This is a genomic window from Pectobacterium sp. CHL-2024 (assembly GCF_044751765.1).
In the GTDB taxonomy this organism is placed as follows: domain Bacteria; phylum Pseudomonadota; class Gammaproteobacteria; order Enterobacterales; family Enterobacteriaceae; genus Pectobacterium; species Pectobacterium brasiliense.
This window is the reverse complement of record NZ_JBIXKO010000010.1, coordinates 13,440-35,463: the sequence shown is the minus strand read 5'-3', so window position 1 is coordinate 35,463 and position 22,024 is coordinate 13,440. Positions and strand designations below refer to the sequence as shown.

Sequence of the window (22,024 nt, the reverse complement as noted above, 5' to 3'; positions counted from 1 at the left end):
GCTTCACCTCAATATAAAGTGGTAATGAGCGTTGCCGAGGGCATTTGTCACGACCAATAAAAAAGCGCCAAGGGGTTATCCGCTCGGCGCTTTTTTGGAATGACTGGATCCTATCGGCGTTTTAGCAACAGCGCTACGCTGATGAACAGAAACACCGAACTCGGCAAGATAGCGCCTAGGATTGGCGGGATGCCATAGACCAGACTGAGTGGGCGGAAAATCTCATTCAGCAGGTAAAAGAGGAAGCCGAAGCTGATACCGATCACGATGCGTGAACCCGCCGACACGCTGCGCAGCGGGCCGAAGATGAAAGAGACCGCCATGAGCATCATCACCGCCACTGAGACCGGGGCAAAGATTTTGCTCCACATGTTCAGCTGGTAGCGGTTCGACTCTTGCCCGCTTTGTTTCAGGTACTTGGCATAATTGTGTAGCCCACGGATCGACAGCGCATCCGGCTCCAGCGCCACCACGCCGAGCTTATCCGGCGTTAGGTTGGTTTTCCATTCTCCGCTGAACGTCTGGCTGCCGCCAATCTGTTTACCGTCGCTCAAATCAGATTCATCAACCTGCGAGAGCTTCCAGACATTCCTGTCATCTTCAAACTCGGCGGAGGCCGCATAGCGCACAGATAGCAGCTTGTTCTTATCGTCGAAGTGGTAGATGTTGACGCCAGACAGTTCTTTATCGCCCGTCACTCGTTCGATATAGATAAAGTCATTGCCGTCTTTTGCCCACAGTCCGCCCTGCGTAGAGATCATCGACCCACCGGAAATCATCTGAGAGCGGTAGTTGCGCGCCATCTGTTCCCCTTGCGGAGACACCCATTCGCCAATCGCCATCGTCAGCAGCACCAGCGGGATCGCAGTTTTCATCACGGCCGTCGCAATTTGCAAGCGGGTAAAGCCAGAAGCCTGCATCACCACCAGTTCGCTGCGGGTCGCAAGCTGGCCCAGTCCGAGCAACGCACCCAACAGCGCCGCCATCGGGAAGAAGATCTCAATATCTTTGGGTACGCTGAGCAGCGTATACAGCCCTGCGCCCAGCGCCGAATACTCGCCCTGCCCGACTTTACGCAACTGGTCGACAAACTTGATGATGCCGGAGAGCGACACCAGCATGAACAGCGTCGTCATGATGGTGGTAAAAATCGTTTTGCCAATATAGCGGTCTAATACACCAAACATCAGGCCGCTCCTTGTGTTTTAAGGGTACGAGGCTTAAAGCGGGCGCGCACTTTGCGCATCGGCACGGTATCCCAGAGGTTAAGCATGACCGCGATACCGAAGTACATCAGGTTGGTCAGCCAGACCCATATCATCGGATCGATTTTTCCTTTGCTGGCGTTAGAACGCAGCGAGCTTTGCAGCAGGAAGAAAATCAGGTACAGCAGCATCGCAGGCAGCATACTCAGTACCCTGCCCTGACGTGGATTCACCACACTCAGCGGCACCACCATCAGCGCCATAATCAGTACCGAAATAATCAACGTCAGCCGCCAGTGGAACTCCGCACGCGCATCGTGTGCATCCGAATGCCACAGGGTCTTCATATCCATTTGTTGCACGTCGCTATTATTTAGCGTCACGCTCTGGTGACCAATCACGGCCTGATAGTTGGTGAAATCGGTGATACGAAAATCACGCAGCAGCGCCGTGCCTTCGTAACGCGAACCGTTATCCAACGTCACAACCTGCGCACCATCTTCGTTTTGCTTGATATGGCCGCGATCGGCGACGACGACAGAAGGCCGTGCGTTACCGCTGGGGCGCAGCTGTGCCAGAAAGACGTGCTCAAACTCTGACCCTTTGACATTGCCGACAAACAGCACCGCGTTGCCACCCTGTGCGGACTGGAACTGCCCTTCTACCAGCGTTGCCATACCGGGGTTGGCCTTCGCTTCCGCCAGCACTTCTTCCTGATGCCGCGACGACCATGGGCTGAGCCACATGACGTTAATCGTGGCGACGATGGCAGTGAACACCGCAAGGGCCAGCGCGGCTTTCAGCAACACGCGTTTGCCCAACCCGCAGGCGTGCATGACGGTGATCTCGCTTTCCGCATAGAGGCGGCCAAACGTCATCAATACGCCAAGAAATAGACTTAATGGCAGGATGAGCTGCACCATTTCTGGCACACCCAATCCCAACAGGGAGATAACCAAATTTGTCGGGATTTCACCATCAACAGCGGCGCCCAGTATCCGTACTAATTTCTGGCAAAAGAAAATCAGTAACAGAATGAAAAGGATGGCCAGTTGACTCTTAAAGGTTTCCCGTACCAGATATCGAATGATGATCACGCTTAATTACGCCTGTGAAAACTTGTCTTTTTGCAGGAAAATCGATAGTTTCTTCGCTAACGCGCCATTTATACTCATTTTTGGCTGCCCTCTTAGCTAAAACTGTATTACAACACACTGCGTTTGAGCTGTTGTATCAGAACCTGCTTATTAGTCACTAAAACAGGTTCGTTACGTCGTTAAGATTAACACAGGTTATGTTAACGCAACGGCGGGAAGTATTACGGAGTGTCACATTCTAGCCGTTGCCCCCGCTGTTGTCTTTAAGATTCAGGAGAGTACATGGAGTTCAGCGTAAAAAGCGGTAGCCCGGAAAAACAACGCAGTGCCTGCATTGTCGTCGGCGTGTTTGAACCGCGTCGTCTGTCCCCTATTGCCGAACAACTCGATAAAATCAGCGACGGCTACATCAGCGCGTTGCTTCGCCGTGGTGAATTAGAAGGCAAAGTGGGGCAATCACTGCTTTTGCACCATGTACCTAACATTCTTTCCGAGCGCATTCTGCTGATTGGTTGCGGTAAAGAGCGCGAACTTGATGAACGCCAGTACAAACAGGTGATTCAGAAAACGATCAACGCTCTGAACGAAACCGGTTCAATGGAAGCGGTCTGCTTCCTGACCGAGCTGCACGTGAAAGGCCGTAACACGTACTGGAAAGTGCGTCAGGCGGTCGAAACCGCAAAAGAGACGCTGTACACCTTCGATCAGCTTAAGAGCAACAAGGTCGAGCTGCGCCGTCCGCTACGCAAAATGGTCTTCAACGTGCCGACGCGCCGTGAGCTGACCAGCGGCGAACGTGCCATTCAGCACGGTCTGGCGATTGCTGCGGGTATCAAAGCCGCGAAAGATCTCGGCAACATGCCGCCGAATATCTGTAATGCCGCGTATCTGGCTTCGCAAGCGCGTCAACTGGCCGATACCTATAGCCAGAACATCATCACGCGCGTGATTGGCGAGCAGCAGATGAAAGAGCTGGGCATGAATGCCTATCTGGCCGTGGGTCAGGGCTCGCAGAATGAATCGCTGATGTCCGTGATCGAATATAAAGGCGATCCAAACTCGGAAACCCGCCCGATTGTGCTCGTCGGTAAAGGCCTGACGTTTGATTCCGGCGGCATCTCCATCAAACCTGCCGACAGCATGGACGAAATGAAGTACGACATGTGCGGCGCGGCCACGGTTTACGGCGTGATGCGCATGGCGGCCGAACTGGCGCTGCCGTTGAATATCATCGGCGTGCTGGCGGGCTGTGAAAACATGGTCGATGGGCGCGCATACCGTCCGGGCGACGTGCTGACCACGATGTCCGGCCAAACGGTAGAAGTACTGAACACCGATGCGGAAGGCCGTCTGGTCCTGTGTGATACGCTGACCTACGTTGAGCGCTATGAGCCGGACGTGGTGATTGACGTCGCAACGCTGACCGGCGCGTGCGTGATTGCGCTGGGGCACCACATCACCGGGCTGATGGCGAACCACAATCCGCTGGCGCACGAGCTGTTGAGCGCGTCCGAGCAGTCTGGCGACCGCGCATGGCGTCTGCCGCTGACCGACGAATTCCAGGAACAGCTGGAATCCAATTTTGCCGATATGGCGAATATTGGCGGTCGTCCAGGCGGTGCGATTACCGCAGGCTGCTTCCTGTCGCGCTTTACGCGTAAGTACAGCTGGGCGCATTTGGATATCGCAGGTACCGCCTGGCGCTCTGGTAAAGCCAAAGGCGCAACGGGTCGCCCGGTCGCGCTGTTATCACAGTTCCTGCTTAACCGCGCCGGACAGAACGACGTAGAATAAGACTTTCACGTCAGAGCGATGGCCTTATCATGTCATTGTCGTCTTATGGGTCGGACTTCCGGCCCTTATCACTTTCTGGCTCTTAGCAATCAATAGTGTAAACAATGAAAAACGCAACGTTCTATCTTCTCGAACACGACAGCAAAAGCGGTGAGCTCAGCGCCCATGAGGCACTGGCATGCGATCTGGCGGCAGAACGTTGGCGAGCAGGAAAGCGCGTGCTGATTGCCTGTGAAGACGAGCAGCAGGCCATCAGACTGGACGAAGCATTGTGGCAGCGCGATCCCAACGCATTCGTGCCGCACAATCTGGCAGGCGAAGGGCCGCGTCACGGTGCGCCGGTCGAACTGGCCTGGCCGCAACGGCGTGGCAACGCGCCACGGGATCTGCTAATCAGCCTATTGCCGCAGTTCGCAGATTTTGCCACCGCTTTCCATGAAGTGATAGACTTTGTCCCTTACGAAGAATCCTTGAAACAGTTGGCGCGCGACCGCTATAAAACCTATCGCAGCGTCGGCTTCCAATTGACCACGGCTACGCCGCCAACTCACTGAATTTTGAGCATAATGGAAACGAAATATAACCCGCAAGATATCGAGCAGCCGCTCTACGAACACTGGGAAAAGCAAGGCTACTTCAAGCCGCACGGCGACACGAGTAAAGAAAGCTTCAGCATCATGATCCCGCCGCCCAACGTCACCGGCAGCTTGCATATGGGTCACGCTTTCCAGCAAACCATTATGGATACGTTGATTCGCTATCAGCGTATGCAGGGTAAAAATACCCTGTGGCAGGCAGGTACCGACCACGCCGGTATCGCCACGCAGATGGTTGTTGAGCGCAAGATCGCCGCAGAAGAAGGCAAAACTCGCCACGATTACGGCCGCGAAGCGTTCATCGACAAAATCTGGCAGTGGAAAGGCGAATCCGGTGGCAACATCACCAATCAGATGCGCCGTCTGGGCAACTCCGTTGACTGGGAGCGCGAGCGTTTCACCATGGATGAAGGCCTGTCCAACGCGGTGAAAGAAGTTTTCGTCCGTCTATATAAAGAAGACCTGATTTACCGTGGCAAGCGTCTGGTGAACTGGGATCCAAAACTGCGCACCGCAATTTCCGATCTGGAAGTCGAAAACCGCGAAGTGAAAGGGTCGATGTGGCACCTGCGCTATCCGCTGGCCGATGGCGTGAAAACCGCTGACGGGAAAGACTATCTGGTCGTCGCGACTACCCGCCCGGAAACCGTGCTGGGTGATACTGGCGTCGCCGTTAACCCGGAAGATCCGCGTTATAAAGATCTGATCGGCAAAGAGGTGATCCTGCCGCTGATTGGCCGTCGTATTCCGATCGTTGGCGACGAACATGCCGATATGGAAAAAGGCACCGGCTGCGTGAAGATCACGCCAGCGCACGACTTCAACGACTACGAAGTCGGTAAACGTCACCAGTTGCCGATGGTCAATATTCTGACGTTCGACGGCGATATCCGTCAGAGCGCTGAAGTTTTTGATACCAATGGCGAAGCCAGCACCGCTTGCAGCAGCGAGATTCCAGAAGCCTTCCAGGGTCTGGAGCGTTTTGCCGCGCGTAAAGCGCTCGTCGCCGCATTCGATGAACTCGGCCTGCTGGAAGAGATCAAAGCGCACGACCTGACCGTTCCTTACGGCGACCGTGGCGGCGTTGTCATTGAGCCGATGCTGACCGACCAGTGGTACGTGCGTGCTGCCGTGTTGGCTAAACCGGCGGTGGAAGCGGTAGAAGATGGCCGTATCCAGTTCGTACCAAAACAGTACGAAAACATGTACTTCAGCTGGATGCGCGACATTCAGGACTGGTGTATCTCCCGTCAGCTGTGGTGGGGTCACCGCATTCCGGCCTGGTACGATGCCAATGGCAACGTCTATGTAGGTCGCACCGAAGCGGAAGTACGCAGTGAAAACAACCTCGCTGATGATGTCGTTCTGAATCAGGACGAAGACGTGCTGGATACCTGGTTCTCATCTGGGCTGTGGACGTTCTCTACGCTGGGTTGGCCAGAACAAACGCCAGATCTGAAAGCGTTCCACCCAAGCAGCGTGATGGTCAGCGGCTTCGACATTATTTTCTTCTGGATTGCCCGCATGATCATGCTGACCATGCACTTCATCAAAGATGAAGACGGCAAGCCACAGGTGCCATTCCATACCGTCTACATGACCGGCCTGATCCGTGATGATGAAGGTCAGAAGATGTCCAAATCCAAAGGGAACGTGATCGACCCGCTGGATATGGTGGACGGCATTTCACTGGAAGCGCTGCTGGAAAAACGTACCGGCAATATGATGCAGCCGCAGCTGGCGGAAAAAATCCGCAAGCGCACCGAGAAACAGTTCCCGAACGGTATCGAGCCGCACGGTACGGACGCTCTGCGCTTCACGCTGGCGGCGCTGGCCTCTACCGGCCGCGACATCAACTGGGACATGAAGCGTCTGGAAGGTTACCGCAACTTCTGTAACAAGCTGTGGAACGCTAGCCGTTTTGTGCTGATGAACACCGAAGATCAGGACTGTGGTTTTGGCGCAGGCGAGAAAGTGCTGTCGCTGGCTGACCGCTGGATTCTGGCGGAATTCAACCGCACGGTGAAAGCCTACCGTGAGGCGTTGGATGGTTACCGCTTTGATATTGCGGCCAACATTCTGTACGAGTTCACCTGGAACCAGTTCTGTGACTGGTATCTGGAGCTGACGAAACCTGTGATGAATGGCGGTTCAGAAGCGGAACTGCGCGGTACGCGTCACACGTTAGTTACCGTACTGGAAGCGCTGCTGCGTCTGGCACATCCAATTATTCCGTTCATTACCGAAACCATCTGGCTACGCGTTAAAGCGCTGAAAGGCATTAGCGCCGACACCATCATGTTGCAGCCGTTCCCTGAGTTTGATGCCGCGCAGGAAGATACGCTGGCGCTGAACGATCTGGAATGGATTAAGCAGGCGATTATCACTGTACGTAACATTCGTGCGGAAATGAACATCGCGCCGGGCAAACCGCTGGAAGTCTTACTGCGTGATGTCACTGGTGAAGCACAGCGTCGCGTGGAAGAGAACCGCAGCTTTATCCAAACGCTGGCGCGTCTGGAAAGCATTACGCTGCTGCCTGCGGGCGATAAAGGTCCGGTTTCCGTCACTAAACTCATTGATGGTGCCGAGCTGTTAATTCCGATGGCAGGCCTGATCGATAAAGCGGCAGAGCTGGATCGTCTGACGAAAGAAGTAGCGAAAATCGAAGCAGAGATTGAGCGCATCGAAAGCAAGCTGTCCAACGAAGGCTTTGTGGCACGCGCACCGGAAGCGGTCGTAGCCAAAGAGCGTGAGAAGCTGGACGGTTACGCCGTAGCGAAAGCCAAACTGCTGGAGCAGCACGCGGTCATCGCTGCGCTGTAACGCTCACCGATTTTCTAGCGGTAGTACGGTAAGTACGAAAGCCTCGTTGAAAAACGAGGCTTTTTACTTTTTATTCGCGTAAAAAGTATTTCAATTACAATCTATTCGCTTAGCAAAATGCATGGATGGAGAACACAATGAGCAACACGAATCATGCTGAAGTCAGCAAATTTCTGAGCTACGTTTTACGGCACAAGCCCGAAGCCATTGGGCTCACGCTGAACAGCGAAGGATGGGCAAACATAGCGGAACTGATTAGCGGTGCGGCAAAAGACGGACGCCTTCTTACCAGAGAAGTGATTCAAGATGTCGTCGATAGCAGTGATAAAAAGCGCTTTTCTATTTCACCGGATGGGTTATCAATCCGCGCAGCACAAGGACACTCGTCATCACAGGTCGATCTGCGTTACGAGTCTAAAACACCGCCCGACTTTCTTTACCATGGAACAGCAACCCGATTTGTCGACTCAATAAATCAGCAGGGTTTGCTTCCTGGTTCACGTCAGTATGTGCACTTGTCTGCCGATGAAGCCACAGCGATAAACGTCGGCCAACGGCACGGCAAGCCCGTGGTATTAACAATAAAGGCGCGGGAAATGCATCAGCAGGGGTTCGTTTTTTATCAGGCGGACAACGGTGTCTGGTTAACGCTAACGGTTCCCGTGCCGTTTATCGCTTCAACACCATTTATGGATTGATGAATACGTGCATGAGTCACCTGTCTTCGCTCTCCACATAACATTAGCGAAAACAGGTGATAAGGTCATTTAACGATTAGCGGGCATCGGCCAGCGCAATGTTCCGGCGCAAGCCGGGCAGCACGTTGTCCAACTCCATGTTTTCCCTTGCGATCTGGAAACGGGAAACAGACTGTTGCAGATTAACAACCTGCTCCTGAAGTGAATTCGCAGAGGTCGCCACTTCTGATACCAAGGACGCATTCTGCTGGGTCACACCATCCATCTGATTGATGGCGATATTGATCTGCGAAATGCCGCGGCTCTGCTCGCTGGAAGCCAGCGTGATCTCATCCATGATATCGACCACTTTTTTCACATCCATCAGCACTTCGTCCATGGTGTTACCGGCGACTTCAACCAGACCCGCGCCTTTTTCAATACGGCTGAGAGAATCATCGATCATGGTGCCGATCTCTTTCGCTGCCGTCGCACTGCGCGCAGCCAGCATCCGCACTTCGGAAGCCACCACCGCAAAGCCTTTACCGTATTGACCCGCACGCGCAGATTCTACCGCAGCGTTCAACGCCAGCAGGTTAGTCTGGAAGGCAATACCGTCGATTACACCAACAATGTCGGAGATCTTGGCAGAACTCTGCTTGATGGAACGCATGGTATCCACCACTTCGGAGACAACATTCCCACCGCGAGACGCGGAATTAGAGGCTTTCAGCGCCAGATCGTTAGCCTTACGCGTGTTGTCTTCGTTGTTTTTCACCGTCGACATGATCTGTTCCATGCTTGAAGCGGTTTCATCCAGCGAGGCCGCCTGCTGTTCAGTACGGCTGGAGAGATCGATGTTGCCGGAGGCAATTTCCTCAACACCGACGCTGATCGCATCGGTTCCGTTACGCACCACGCGCACCATGTTTTCCAGCCCATCGCGCATACGTTGAACCGCAGCAAACAGGTGCGCGATTTCATTTTTTCCGCTGCTATCAATCTGCGCCCGCAGGTCGCCTTCAGCAATGCGGTCAAAGACGGAAATCGCCTGATTCAGCGGTTTCACGATCATATTGGTCATCACAGACCAGGCCAGTGCCGCCAGCAGCAGCGCACAGGCGATCGCGCCGTACAGGATAGTTTCCATCAGTTGCACACGCCCATTTGAGTCCGCGTAGGCTTCATCAATGCTCTTCAGCTTGAAGGCAACCAGCGCTTTAGAGGATTTATCAAACGCGGCATACAGCACTGTCGATTTCCCGGCGCGCTGGCGATATTCATCCAGATTCCCTGCGTTAAGCGCCGCAAATGCCGGATCGATAAACTCCTGCATCAGCGTATTGCGTTTCTCGGCCATGTCCGAAGAAATGGCTTTTTCCGCTTCGGATTGCGGGTATTTCAGGTATTCCTGCCACTTTTCACTGGCACCGTCGACCTTGCCTCTGGCGCGCCCCAGCGCGACTTTAGCTGCTTCGACATCCCCTTTCCCCATTAATGATTCGTACAGACGCAAATCCAACCGACCACGCAACAGCAATTCTGAGCTGTCATTCAGCGCAACCAGCCCTGGCAGCACTTCCATATCGACGCGAGCAAATGATTTATTCCCTGACTGAACGGCAACCAACCCTAACACGCCGACGAAAAGCAGTAACGCCGCTAACGAAAACACCATCATGCTGAGTGCAGTACGGATCTTTATCTTACGAAACATAAATTATCCCTGTGGCCTAAAATAAGAAAGGATGAGCGCCAGCTCCAGAGCAGAGCCGTTCCGTTATTTACGTAATAGTCGTTATTCATTTTCCAGACGTGTGAATTCCCACGAACTGAAATAAATTCGTTATAAAACCGTAATAAAATAAAGAAAGGTAACAAGCAAACGATGACCGACAGAAATAAATTTTCTGCCGGTCATGAGTATTTATTTTTTATTATTTTTCTGAGACGGATTCTTTTCTAAGAAACGTTGTAGCTCATCTTTATAAAACTTAGCCGACATCATGGTGCCATGCCCACTGGTATCTTTGCTGGCGGGAATAAGGAACAACGTCGCCTGCTTAATTTTCTTAAGCTCATTATCCAGGATGCCTGTTTCAATAGGATTACGCTCATCATCCGCAGAGTTAATCACTAGCACAGGTGCCTTAATTTTATTCAGTTCCGGTGCAGCGTTATAATTTGCAGACGAGCCCCAGATATAAATAAAGTCATTCGCATCACTGGTCGACGGAGCCGCAAGGCGATCTTCTACCAGTTTGTCCGCCTGCGCGCGCGTCGGTGCTTTGCTCTGATACGCGAGCGTGCCGCCAGTGGTGGCGATACTGAACATAATGCTGGCCGTTTTCAGCGTTGGCGGCTGCTGCGTGTAATCGCCGTTATTCCACGTTGGATCGTTCTTGATGGATTCGATCAAAATGCGGCGCATCATCCAGTTACGACCCGACAGCTCGTTTGGCAGCGATGCCATTGGCACCAGCGCATCCATCATGTCTGGGTATTTTTCACCCCAGAGCCAGGTTTGCATGCCGCCCATGGAATATCCCATCACCAGACGCAGGTGGTTAATGCCCAGCCCTTCTTTGATTAAGCGATATTGTGCCTGCACCATATCGTTATAATCGTACTGTGGGAATTTCATCCGTAAGCCGTCTGACGGTTTGGACGATTTTCCAGAACCGATGCTCTCCGGCATGATAATAAAGTATTTGCTGCTATCCAGCGCCTGACCCGGCCCGAACAGCTCCCCGCCAAAGCCATTGGCTAGCAGTGATTTAATCGGCTGGTTTGTTCCATGTAGCAGTAAGACAGCGGGCTTGGTTTTATCACCGATCGTGTAGTAGTGAATACGCAGATCTTTTAATTTTTCGCCGCTGTTGAAGGTAAATTCTGGCGCAATCCAGTCGCCTTCTTTGGGCTCTGGGAAATTGGCCTGTGCATGCGTTAATGGTGACAGCATTAACAGAAATGCGCCCACCACCCCTGATAGAATTCGATTAATCATAAATAACTCTTCGGTAATCATGAAGTCGTGAAGCCGCGATTTTAATGTCTATTAGGAAAAATCCCAATAAACATAAGCGAACTAATAATAAAAAGAGATTATTGTCTGGTTTTTTTATTTATCGCGAGAGATTCTACAGATAGTTTTTAATAGGATGATATTTAACGTATTCCTGTTAATCGTCCGGCTACGCAGTTCATGCTTTTCACTCGGCATTCACGTTTATAAAAACAACAAAGCGCGCTTTTTTTGCTCAACTATCTCGTCATACTCTAAATAATTCGAGTTTCAGGACAAAACGTTAACGTTTTGAACAACGCGAAGCGTTAGCCCTTTAGGGCGATGCTCAGCCATGAGCATCGTAACGCGGCAAGCGAAGGAATCCCGATGAGCTTACTCAGGTAAGTGATTCGGGTGACTGAACGTAGCCAACGCACATGTAACTTGAAGTATAACGAGTATAGAAGGAGATCGTGTGCGGTGACACCGCACACGATTGACACAAGGCAGGGTTAGATCGGAGGTGAGAATCGAGACCTGAGGATTAGTGCTTATTCATCTCGTTTTCAATGGCTTTCAGCCGCTCATCCATATCCGGGTGCGTACTCAGCCAGTCCGGTAAATCCAGCGAATCAATTTCATCCTGACTACGGTCGTTCGCGACCAAGGCCCGATACATTGCCTGCATCGACTGAAGCGAACGCCCTTGCTGCTGCATTTCGGCTATTGCCCATGCGTCGGCTTCCCGTTCCATATCGCGGGAAAACTGCATCTCGTTGATAAAAGCGGCAGACTGCAACAAGGTATCCCCGACGCCGCTGACATCTCCCGTCATCCACATGAACGTCAGCGATACCAGCGATGAACGCACCACCATGCGCATTGGGTGGCGGTAAGCGTGATGCCCCATTTCATGTAGCATCACCGCGGCCAGCTCGTTGTCATTTTTCGCCAGCTTCACCAGATCGTCACTGATAATCAGCGTGCCATCTGCCAGCATAAAAGCATTCGGCCCGATAGGCGCAGACATGATCTCCAGACGCAGTGGTGTTTTGTCTTCCCGCATGTCAGCGGGCATAACCTGTTGAAACAGCGTTTGCATCGCCTGCTGGCGCTCAACAGGCAGTTCAGAAGGCTTAAAATCACTGTGCCGTAACAGCTTTAGCGTATTTTGCCCCAGTTGCTGTTCGATAGCGCTAGGCATCCGTAGCGCCAGCGCGGAACTTGCCCACGGCAGTACCACGTAAACGTAGTTTATGACGAGCAAGATTGTGGCGAGTAGCGTGAGAATGACGCCACGCTTATGGCGTTCCAGACGATGGACAAGTCCCGGGCGACGTCGTGCGGAATACCACGTGCGAAAAGTGGGATCGTCGGCAGGAACAAAGCGACCACCGTCAGGAAAGGTGAGCGTTAGAGGAATCGAGCCCAGCGCATCGGAAACCGTGACCTGCTCTAATGCAAATGTCGTATTCGATGACCCGGTGTTCAACACCATCATCGAACCGTTGTCCGTTAAATGAAGAGAAGCGGCCACGCGGGCCGCCAATCCGGGGTATTGATAATGCCCCTCAATATTCATATTCCTGCCTTAGAGACCGACACCCAAATCGAGCGCCTGCACGGCTTCTTCGGCCAGTGCGCTGTTTGCTGTGTCCTGATGAGCCTGAACATGCAGCAGTGCCAGATCGCCTTCAACCACTGTCGCATTCGCAATATAGCGTGCGTGACGAATCTCTGCCACCGGTGCAGCCCAACCCAAAGAGAAAATAGTGATCAGGCTATTGGTTATCAGCAGCCCCATGTAAGACATGGTTTGCATGGAAGAGTGCAATTTCACACCGCCATTCAGCGACGTCTGATTAAACAGATAATTACGCTGTGCGACCACCAGATAACTGCTGGAAACCAGCACACCCAGCAGCGCCACAACGAACATCATGACCATATTGAAGACGTTGCTCAGCAGCATCATGGCAATGGTGTCCGCATCTGCGCCCATCATAATAATCTGATACAGCGTAAAAATGAACGACCCCATGAATGACAGCGCGGCGATCAAGAAAGGAATAAAAATCAGCAGGCTAATCAGGGCGAATTTAATAAATGCCGCTTTCGTCAACTCCGCTTTAAACGCCGTTTTGCCGAAGAACATGTTATTAACATAGAAATCAAGCTGCATCATTTTCATGATGCCATTGACCGCAGCAAACCCAGGAACCACCAGCGCCAGCACGATAAGTGTAATGATAATCGGGCTATCGCTCCGCATACCAATGAACATCGCAACCGCTAAAACAGCATAAAACGCCAGCAGCAGCAGGATAGGACAAAGCAACAACACCCAATACGCACGTCCCGTCTGGCAATGATAATTAAAGCGAATACCACGATAGCTGGACATAATAGCGTCATAACGCCAGTTGCGGATCACGATAATCGGAATCAATGCCGCAAATGCCAATGCGAGAATAGTTCCTAACGTCGGTGACATCGCTAATACGATATAAAACAGAACAATACCGGCTATAACCAGCAAACGTCCTTTGAGGATCTGAATGGGTTGTGCGTGGTAATCAAAACGGTCACCGTTAATTTCCGTGTTGCCGTAAAAATAACGGCGGCGGCGCACTGTCGCCCAGGCAGAATAAATACCTAAGGTGATTATTGTTAATAATCCATTCACCAGCCAAATTGCAAAATATTCCCCAGCCTTACCATGAAACTGCACGCGATGCTGCGTGCTATTTTCTGAAGTATTGATAGTCATAGACCTTTCATCCTAAAAGAAATAAGCCTCATAAACGTTTCATTAGACACGTTATTGGCATACAAAAAGCGGCTTATTTAAGCATGTCTTGTTAACGACAACAATAAAAGTTAACAGTAATTAAACAACTGAGTAGTCTTATAAATTGTAAGGAATAGCGCGACCTAAATATTTATATCTTAAGAGATTGCAGGAAATTTTACTTATATCTTAGATAATTCAATCTCCAGAGTGTCATATTATAGCTTTAACAGTAGAAAATGCTGGCGCATTAGTGTGGATATGGCATAAAAATCACCGCAGATACCACGCGAAGAACACCAGGAAGAACGGGTATAGACGTTGCATCAATGTGGTCTGAAATGGTATTACAATCGGCCAGGATCATTCCCCTCGTAAACCGTAAGAGCAAGAGTACGTATTATGACAACCGCGACCTCCGCCAATCTTCAGGTACGCCCAATCACTGCGCGAGACGATGCCGCTATCGCTCAGGTCATCCGTCAGGTTTCTGCTGAATTTGGTTTGACGGCTGATAAAGGCTACACCGTTTCCGATCCTAATTTGGACGCGCTGTTTGCCCTCTACAGCCAGCCAAAAAGCGCCTACTGGGTGGTTGAATATGAAGGCCGCGTGGTTGGCGGTGGCGGCATTGCTCCGCTGGTCGCAGGTGAAGAAGATGTGTGTGAATTACAGAAAATGTATTTCCTACCCGTCGTGCGGGGAAAAGGGCTGGCACGTCAGTTGGCGATACAGGCGCTTGATTTTGCGCGTCAGCACGGCTTTCGCCGCTGCTATCTGGAAACAACCGGCCACCTGACCAGCGCGATCCGACTGTATGAGTCACTGGGCTTCGAGCTGATTCCCCACTCAATGGGGAACACGGGCCACACCGACTGTGAAGTGACGATGTTGAAGGTACTGTAATAGGCTGAAAGTACGACAATCACGCGCTGTCATACCGAATAAAAAACGCCGCAGGGGTTCCGGCGGCGTTTTCAGTGAGGCGTATTCTTTCGAGTTAATGACTCAATAATTAGTGGCGCTTGCCGTCATCATCTTCATCATAAAAATCTTCATCATCCCCGTCTTCTTCGCCTTCACCATCTGGATCTTCGAAGTAGGTGCCCCAACCGTCGTAATTCACGCCGTGGCGTTCTGCCAGCGCCAGCAGTTGTTCTACCTGCGCGTCGATTATCTCCGCCTTCAGCGCAACTTCACTGATAGCATCGCAGCACATCAGCAACACGCCATCTTCCACTTCCAGTTCTTCCGCATCCGTCACTTCATAACCCAACTTGAAGGCTTCTACAGCAACTTTTTCCAACACTTCAAACTTCTCAGCAGAGAAATGGTGTTCAATGGTATAGAGCGCGTCAGGATCGCTGCCATCATCCAGCAGTTCTTCAATGATCAGGCGTGTCTCTTCCCGTTGCTCTTCCAGTAATTCGCGGTTTGCCATGCCTCAGTCCTCATTAAACGACGTAATATGACTTATTGTCCCACAGCCCTGCGGCTTGCTCCACCACAAAGTTTGATATCACCACTTGAATTTGAATAATTACACATATAAAGTGAATTTTAATTCAACCAATGGTGTTGAGCCACATGGAGAGGTACATCATGCAACCGTTCTATAAGCGTCACTTTTTAAGGTTAATGGATTTTACACCCGCAGAAATTGCCAATCTTTTAGCCCTGTCAACGAAACTGAAAGCCGACAAAAAAAACGGGACAGAAGCCCGCCGCCTGCAAGGTAAAAACATCGCACTCATCTTCGAAAAAGATTCGACTCGTACTCGCTGCTCTTTCGAAGTTGCTGCATACGATCAGGGCGCGCAAGTGACCTACCTCGGCCCAAGCGGCAGCCAAATCGGCCATAAAGAATCCATCAAGGATACTGCACGCGTACTGGGAAGAATGTACGACGGCATTCAATATCGCGGCTACGGCCAGCAAATTGTCGAAACTCTGGCGCAATACGCGGGCGTTCCGGTCTGGAACGGGCTGACGAATGAATTCCACCCTACGCAGCTGCTGGCAGATCTGCTGACGATGCAGGAACATTTGCCGGGAAAACCGCTGTCAGAGATGACGCTCGTCTATGTTGGCGACGCGCGCAACAACATGGGCAACACCATGCTGGAAGCAGCGGCGCTGACCGGGCTGGATTTACGCCTCGTTGCGCCAAAAGCCTGCTGGCCGGATGACGGTCTGGTGGCTGAGTGTCAGGCGGCGGCAGAACAAACCGGTGGCAGCATTACGCTGACGGAAGATATCGCTGCGGGCGTCGCGGGCGCAGATTTCATTTATACCGACGTCTGGGTTTCTATGGGGGAACCGAAAGAGACCTGGAAAGAGCGTATCGCGCTGCTGAAACCCTATCAGGTGAACATGGCAATGATCGCCGCGACGGGTAATCCGCAGGTGAAGTTCCTGCACTGTCTGCCTGCGTTCCACGACGATCAGACGACGATGGGCCAACAAATGGCGGAGCAATATGGTCTGCACGGTGGAATGGAAGTCACGGATGAGGTCTTTGAATCCGCGCACAGCATCGTGTTCGATCAGGCAGAAAACCGCATGCACACCATCAAAGCGGTGATGGTCGCCACGCTGGTACAGGAATAAGGTTTACTTCCCTCCCCAGCGCGGGGAGGGATAGGCTTTCCAGCGGTTTACACCACCAGTGACGCGTCGATTTTCACTACGGCTTTGCGTACGTGTGCCGGTTCACCAACGGCACACAGCGGTTTATGCACTTCGCCTGGGAAGAAGACGACAAAATCCCCTTCCTGCATCACAAACTGTTTTTCCTGCTCGCCCGCAGGCAGGAAAGCAATGTCTTTATCTGCCAGCCAGTCGGTATCCGGCTTGCCCGCAGGCAGGTTACTGAACGTCATCCCTTCCACACCAGACAGCACGATCTGAATGTCCAGATATTTGGCGTGATACTCAGCGCGGCGTTTTTCCAGCAGATCGGTGCTGTCGTTGGAGATCAGCACAAACACACTGTTGCCTTCGATATCATGCTTGCCCAGCGGCGTGTCTGCCGTAATGTTTTGCTTCACGTATTCAATCGCTTCGCGCAGTTTGGCAGGCAGATAAGGAACCAGTTCAAGGTGGTGGACGTTGCCAGTAATCATAAAAACCCTCGTTGATATAAAAATGAAACTCTGTTTTACAATCCTTATACTCTCCAAATGTGACGCCCGCCAGCGTGTTAATACGAAAAAGTGAACTGCCCACCACTCTTCCCCATTGACCTTCTCCCACTCACGCACGTTATGCATACAGCACGCGACCCGCAACCGATTGCGATGCGTAAAAAACCACGTTTTCTGCTTGAAATAGCCTAGTCGGCGCGTATAATTCCCGACAGTTTGCCGGGAGGGGTCATGCACCGTTACACCAAAAAATCCGCTGCTTATGTTGGTTCTCAACCACAACTGCCATCCGGCAGCAAGCTAGCGTTTTCCTTTCCGTTGCTCAATTATTCAATGAAGAAAGCCCCTCAATGAGGGGCTTTTTTTTGGCCCACAATCCGGGCAACCCGATACGACATTTCCTGTGTACACGTTAGGAGAAAGACAACATGGTCAATCCGCTCTATCAAAAACATATTATTTCGATTAACGACCTCAGTCGGGAAGATTTGGAACTGACGCTGCGTGTCGCTGCCAGTCTGAAAGCCAATCCTCAGCCGGAGTTGTTGAAACATAAAGTGATTGCCAGTTGCTTCTTCGAGGCCTCCACCCGGACGCGTTTATCCTTTGAAACCGCGATGCATCGCCTCGGTGCCTCTGTCGTCGGTTTCGCTGACAGCAACAACACATCGCTGGGGAAAAAGGGCGAAACGCTGGCCGACACCATTTCCGTCATCAGCCAATACGTGGATGCCATCGTAATGCGTCACCCGCAGGAAGGCGCTTCCCGCCTAGCGACCGAGTTCTCCGGCGGTATTCCGATTCTGAACGCTGGCGACGGCGCGAACCAACACCCGACGCAGACGCTGCTCGATTTGTTCACCATTCAGGAAACGCAGGGCCGACTGAATAACATCAATATCGCGATGGTCGGTGATTTGAAATATGGCCGCACCGTGCATTCACTCACGCAGGCGCTGGCGAAGTTTGAAGGCAACCGCTTCTACTTCATCGCCCCAGACGCGCTGGCGATGCCGGACTACATTCTGAGCATGCTGAAAGAGAAGAATATTGCTTACAGCCTGCACAACAGCATCGACGACGTCGTCGGCGAGCTGGATATTCTGTACATGACGCGCGTGCAGAAAGAGCGTCTGGATCCGTCCGAATACATCAACATCAAATCCCAATTTATCCTGCGCGCCGACGATCTGCACAGCGCCCGCCCGAATTTGAAAGTACTACACCCGCTGCCGCGCGTTGATGAGATCACCATTGATGTGGATGCCACGCCTTACGCCTATTATTTCCAGCAGGCGGGCAACGGCATTTACGCCCGTCAGGCGCTGCTGGCGCTGGTCCTGAATCGCGAACTGGTTCTGTAAGAGGAAGAAACCATCATGACACACGATAATAAATTACAGGTTGAAGCGATCAAACGTGGCACGGTGATCGACCACATTCCCGCACAGGTGGGTTTTAAACTGCTGACGCTGTTTAAACTGACCGCGACAGACCAGCGCATCACCATCGGCCTGAACTTGCCGTCCAACCATCTTGGACGCAAAGATCTGATCAAGATCGAAAACGTCTTCCTGACCGAGCAACAGGCGAATCAGCTGGCAATCTACGCACCGCAGGCGACCGTCAATCAGATCGATGATTATGACGTCGTACGCAAGCTGGTGCCGACGCTGCCAGACCACATTACTGGCGTACTCACTTGCCCGAACAGCAACTGTATCAGCCGCAGCGAACCGGTTTCATCGTCATTCAGCGTGAAGCAGCGCGACGGCGACGTTCACCTCAAATGTAAGTACTGCGAGAAAGAATTTGAGCGTCAGGCGGTACTGCAAGATCGCTAGTTTTCTGCGTTGCCCCGCGATGGACATTGCCTGTCGCGAGGCTTTTTTGAATAATGGCGGCGTCCGCGTTCCTTTTACGCCCCCATCAAGGAGATACCATGTCACGCATTATCAGCACTGAGCACGCCCCAGCCGCCATCGGCCCTTATGTTCAGGGCGTCGACCTTGGCAGCATGATCTTCACCTCCGGCCAGATCCCCGTGCACCCGAAAAGCGGCCTGGTGGCAGATAACATCACTGCCCAGACGCGTCAGTCACTGGAAAACGTTCAGGCGATCGTAGAAGCCGCTGGCCTGAAAGTTTCCGATATCGTGAAAATGACCGTGTTCGTGAAAGACCTGCACGATTTCGCGCTGGTCAACACCGCGTATGAAGCCTTCTTCAACGAACATAGCGCACCATTCCCGGCTCGCTCTTGCGTTGAAGTCGCACGCCTGCCAAAAGACGTGAAGATCGAGATCGAAGCGATCGCCGTTCGTCGCTAAATATCACCGCAATATTCCCAAAAAGCGCACGGTAACCAGTGCGCTTTTTTTCTGTTCTTTCTTTCACCACAACAACATTATTGATACTCCCGACACACATCGCGGTCAAAAAACAAACAAATTTCCGCCAAGCCGCGCGTAGCAAGCCTTTCCATTCTCATCGCCTTTTTTGCCTATTTTTTGTTCAGGCTCAAATTCCCCGCGACATGAGGATTTCTTTGCTCTACATCAATTTTACAGCGATAAAAGCGCAAACACCCCTACGCAATTTCAATATATAGTGCCTATCCTGTAAACATGAACTACATATAGTGTTTATCCACAGTGTCATCCACAGCCCTCTGTAACCCTTGTCAGTTACGGTTTTCGCCTGTGGATAACCTTTCCAGAGGAAGAAAACGTGAAACCAGTAGTGATTAAACGGGACGGTTGCCAGGTGCCTTTTGATGAAGTGCGAATCAAAGAGGCGGTCGAACGCGCGGCACATGCAGCCGGTGTCAATGATGCAGACTACTGTGCAACTGTGGCCTGTGCGGTCGCTCAACAAATGCAGGATAAATCGCGCGTAGATATCCGCGAGATTCAGGACGCGGTCGAAAACCTGCTGATGTCCGGCAATTACAAAAAACTGGCGCGTACCTACATCGAATACCGCCATGACCGCGATATTGCGCGTGAACGCCACGGTCGCCTGAATCAGGAAATTCGCGGTCTGGTCGAGCAGAGCAACATGGCGCTGCTGAACGAGAACGCCAACAAAGACAGTAAAGTGATTCCCACCCAGCGCGACCTGCTGGCCGGTATTGTCGCCAAGCATTACGCCAAACAGTACATCCTGCCGCGTGATGTGGTGCTGGCACACGAGCGCGGTGAGATTCACTATCACGACCTCGACTACTCGCCGTTTTTCCCGATGTTCAACTGCATGCTGATCGACCTGAACGGCATGCTGACCAACGGCTTCAAAATGGGCAACGCGGAGATTGAGCCACCGAAGTCGATCTCCACGGCTACCGCCGTCACCGCGCAGATTATCGCGCAGGTCGCCAGCCACATTTATGGCGGCACCACGATTAACCGTATTGATGAGATTCTGGCGCCGTTCGTCACCGCCAGCCATGCGAAACATAAAGCCGTGGCGGAAGAGTGGCAGATTCCAGATGCGGAAAACTATGCCTTAACCCGCACGCAAAAAGAGTGCTACGACGCCTTCCAGTCACTGGAATATGAAGTCAACACGCTACACACCGCTAACGGTCAGACGCCGTTCGTGACCTTTGGCTTCGGGCTCGGCATCAGCTGGGAATCGCGTCTGATTCAGGAATCGATCCTGCGCAACCGTATTGCCGGACTGGGTAAAAACCACAAAACAGCGGTCTTCCCAAAACTAGTCTTTGCGATTCGCGACGGTCTGAACCACAAAGCGGGCGATCCGAATTACGATATCAAACAGCTCGCGCTGGAGTGCGCCAGCAAGCGCATGTATCCGGATATCCTGAACTACGATCAGGTCGTGAATGTCACCGGTTCGTTCAAAACGCCAATGGGCTGCCGCAGCTTCCTCGGTGTTTATGAAGAAGACGGCCAGCAGATTCACGACGGCCGCAATAACTTAGGTGTGATCAGCCTGAACCTGCCGCGTATTGCGCTGGAAGCCGAAGGCAATGAAGACCGCTTCTGGACGCTGCTCGATCAGCGTCTGGCACTGGCGAAGAAAGCGCTGATGACGCGCATTGCGCGGCTGGAAAGCGTGAAAGCTCGCGTCGCGCCAATCCTGTATATGGAAGGCGCGTGCGGCGTGCGCTTAAAAGCAGACGACAGCATTGCGGATATCTTCAAGAACGGACGCGCCTCGATTTCACTGGGTTACATCGGCCTGCATGAAACGATTAATGCCCTCTTCGGTAGCCAAACGCACGTGTTTGATGACGAGGCGCTGCGTGCTAAAGCCGTGGCCGTTATCACTCGCCTGAAAGCCGCTACCGAGCAGTGGAAAGATGAAACGGGTTACGGCTTCAGCCTGTACAGCACGCCGAGCGAAAACCTGTGTGACCGCTTCTGCCGTCTGGATACCGCTGAGTTTGGCGTCGTGCAGGGCGTGACGGACAAAGGGTATTACACCAACAGCTTCCACCTCGATGTGGAGAAGAAGGTGAACCCTTACCAGAAAATCGACTTCGAGCTGCCCTATCCGCCGCTGGCTAACGGGGGATTCATTTGCTACGGCGAATACCCGAACCTGCAACACAACCTCAAAGCGCTGGAAGACGTGTGGGATTACAGCTACAGCCGCGTGCCTTACTACGGCACCAACACGCCGATCGACGAATGCTATGAGTGCGGTTTCACCGGTGAATTCGAGTGCACCAGCAAAGGCTTCACCTGCCCGAAATGCGGCAACCACGATTCGGCCCGCGTTTCCGTCACGCGCCGCGTGTGCGGCTACCTCGGCAGCCCGGATGCACGCCCGTTCAACGCCGGTAAGCAGGAAGAAGTGAAGCGTCGAATCAAGCACTTAGGTAACGGCCAACTGGGATAATCCCTTCCGGGCCGCAG

At 52.3% G+C, this 22,024-nt stretch carries 18 protein-coding genes; 10 read left to right on the top strand and 8 right to left on the bottom strand.

What is annotated here, in order from left to right; all coding sequences use genetic code 11:
• Positions 1 to 110: 110 nt before the first annotated feature.
• Together lptG and lptF are read right to left on the bottom strand one after the other, a co-directional pair.
• A complete protein-coding gene (gene lptG, locus ACIPUG_RS15030; RefSeq protein ID WP_010284634.1) occupies positions 111 to 1,187 on the bottom strand; it encodes an LPS export ABC transporter permease LptG in 1,077 nt (358 codons plus the stop codon).
• Entirely contained in the window at positions 1,187 to 2,302 is a 1,116-nt protein-coding gene (gene lptF, locus ACIPUG_RS15025; RefSeq protein ID WP_039510108.1) for an LPS export ABC transporter permease LptF, read from the bottom strand. Before lptF ends, lptG begins: the two co-directional genes overlap by 1 nt.
• Positions 2,303 to 2,584: 282 nt before the next feature.
• Here lptF and pepA point away from each other — a divergent pair, with 282 nt between their 5' ends.
• From pepA to ACIPUG_RS15005, 4 genes are all read left to right on the top strand, one after another.
• Complete coding sequence (pepA, locus tag ACIPUG_RS15020; protein WP_320696319.1) at positions 2,585 to 4,096, top strand: leucyl aminopeptidase; 1,512 nt, start codon at positions 2,585 to 2,587, stop codon at positions 4,094 to 4,096.
• Positions 4,097 to 4,200: 104 nt separating this feature from the next.
• Entirely contained in the window at positions 4,201 to 4,650 is a 450-nt protein-coding gene (locus ACIPUG_RS15015; protein ID WP_005973664.1) for a DNA polymerase III subunit chi, read from the top strand.
• 12 nt (positions 4,651 to 4,662) lie between these two features.
• On the top strand, positions 4,663 to 7,518 hold the full coding sequence (locus tag ACIPUG_RS15010; RefSeq protein ID WP_400339001.1) for a valine--tRNA ligase: 2,856 nt from the start codon (positions 4,663 to 4,665) through the stop codon (positions 7,516 to 7,518).
• A gap of 137 nt (positions 7,519 to 7,655) precedes the next feature.
• Entirely contained in the window at positions 7,656 to 8,216 is a 561-nt protein-coding gene (locus ACIPUG_RS15005; RefSeq protein WP_400338998.1) for an RNA 2'-phosphotransferase, read from the top strand.
• A gap of 76 nt (positions 8,217 to 8,292) precedes the next feature.
• On the opposite strand, the gene ACIPUG_RS15000 is transcribed toward ACIPUG_RS15005, so the two are convergent.
• The 4 genes from ACIPUG_RS15000 to ACIPUG_RS14985 all read right to left on the bottom strand — a co-directional run bounded on the left by ACIPUG_RS15000 (position 8,293) and on the right by ACIPUG_RS14985 (position 13,972).
• On the bottom strand, positions 8,293 to 9,912 hold the full coding sequence (locus ACIPUG_RS15000; RefSeq protein WP_039282680.1) for a methyl-accepting chemotaxis protein: 1,620 nt from the start codon (positions 9,910 to 9,912) through the stop codon (positions 8,293 to 8,295).
• Positions 9,913 to 10,122: 210 nt separating this feature from the next.
• Entirely contained in the window at positions 10,123 to 11,202 is a 1,080-nt protein-coding gene (locus tag ACIPUG_RS14995; RefSeq protein ID WP_014913947.1) for an alpha/beta fold hydrolase, read from the bottom strand.
• A 544-nt stretch (positions 11,203 to 11,746) separates the two neighbouring features.
• Positions 11,747 to 12,784 (bottom strand): M48 family metallopeptidase, encoded by a 1,038-nt coding sequence (locus tag ACIPUG_RS14990; protein ID WP_039524300.1) that lies wholly within the window; start codon positions 12,782 to 12,784, stop codon positions 11,747 to 11,749.
• Between the two features lie 9 nt (positions 12,785 to 12,793).
• Positions 12,794 to 13,972 (bottom strand): YjgN family protein, encoded by a 1,179-nt coding sequence (locus ACIPUG_RS14985; RefSeq protein WP_400338995.1) that lies wholly within the window; start codon positions 13,970 to 13,972, stop codon positions 12,794 to 12,796.
• Between the two features lie 423 nt (positions 13,973 to 14,395).
• On the opposite strand from ACIPUG_RS14985, the gene ACIPUG_RS14980 reads away from it, so the two are divergent.
• On the top strand, positions 14,396 to 14,899 hold the full coding sequence (locus ACIPUG_RS14980; RefSeq protein ID WP_039282688.1) for a GNAT family N-acetyltransferase: 504 nt from the start codon (positions 14,396 to 14,398) through the stop codon (positions 14,897 to 14,899).
• 109 nt (positions 14,900 to 15,008) lie between these two features.
• Here ACIPUG_RS14980 and rraB read toward each other — a convergent pair whose 3' ends face one another.
• The gene (gene rraB / locus ACIPUG_RS14975; protein WP_010284584.1) at positions 15,009 to 15,434 is read right to left on the bottom strand and encodes a ribonuclease E inhibitor RraB; all 426 of its coding nucleotides are present in this window, start codon (positions 15,432 to 15,434) and stop codon (positions 15,009 to 15,011) included.
• A gap of 161 nt (positions 15,435 to 15,595) precedes the next feature.
• Between rraB and argF the strand changes: the two genes are divergently transcribed.
• A complete protein-coding gene (argF, locus tag ACIPUG_RS14970; RefSeq protein ID WP_014913943.1) occupies positions 15,596 to 16,603 on the top strand; it encodes an ornithine carbamoyltransferase in 1,008 nt (335 codons plus the stop codon).
• A gap of 47 nt (positions 16,604 to 16,650) precedes the next feature.
• On the opposite strand, the gene ACIPUG_RS14965 is transcribed toward argF, so the two are convergent.
• Complete coding sequence (locus tag ACIPUG_RS14965) at positions 16,651 to 17,118, bottom strand: YhcH/YjgK/YiaL family protein (protein WP_010298260.1); 468 nt, start codon at positions 17,116 to 17,118, stop codon at positions 16,651 to 16,653.
• Between the two features lie 449 nt (positions 17,119 to 17,567).
• Here ACIPUG_RS14965 and pyrB point away from each other — a divergent pair, with 449 nt between their 5' ends.
• The 4 genes from pyrB to nrdD all read left to right on the top strand — a co-directional run bounded on the left by pyrB (position 17,568) and on the right by nrdD (position 22,007).
• Entirely contained in the window at positions 17,568 to 18,503 is a 936-nt protein-coding gene (pyrB, locus tag ACIPUG_RS14960; RefSeq protein ID WP_039282696.1) for an aspartate carbamoyltransferase, read from the top strand.
• Positions 18,504 to 18,518: 15 nt separating this feature from the next.
• Positions 18,519 to 18,983: an aspartate carbamoyltransferase regulatory subunit gene (gene pyrI / locus ACIPUG_RS14955; protein ID WP_010284552.1), complete on the top strand. Its 465-nt coding sequence runs from the start codon at positions 18,519 to 18,521 to the stop codon at positions 18,981 to 18,983.
• Positions 18,984 to 19,081: 98 nt separating this feature from the next.
• On the top strand, positions 19,082 to 19,468 hold the full coding sequence (gene ridA / locus ACIPUG_RS14950) for a 2-iminobutanoate/2-iminopropanoate deaminase (RefSeq protein ID WP_014913940.1): 387 nt from the start codon (positions 19,082 to 19,084) through the stop codon (positions 19,466 to 19,468).
• Between the two features lie 400 nt (positions 19,469 to 19,868).
• The gene (gene nrdD / locus ACIPUG_RS14945) at positions 19,869 to 22,007 is read left to right on the top strand and encodes an anaerobic ribonucleoside-triphosphate reductase (protein WP_400338992.1); all 2,139 of its coding nucleotides are present in this window, start codon (positions 19,869 to 19,871) and stop codon (positions 22,005 to 22,007) included.
• Positions 22,008 to 22,024 lie beyond the last annotated feature (17 nt).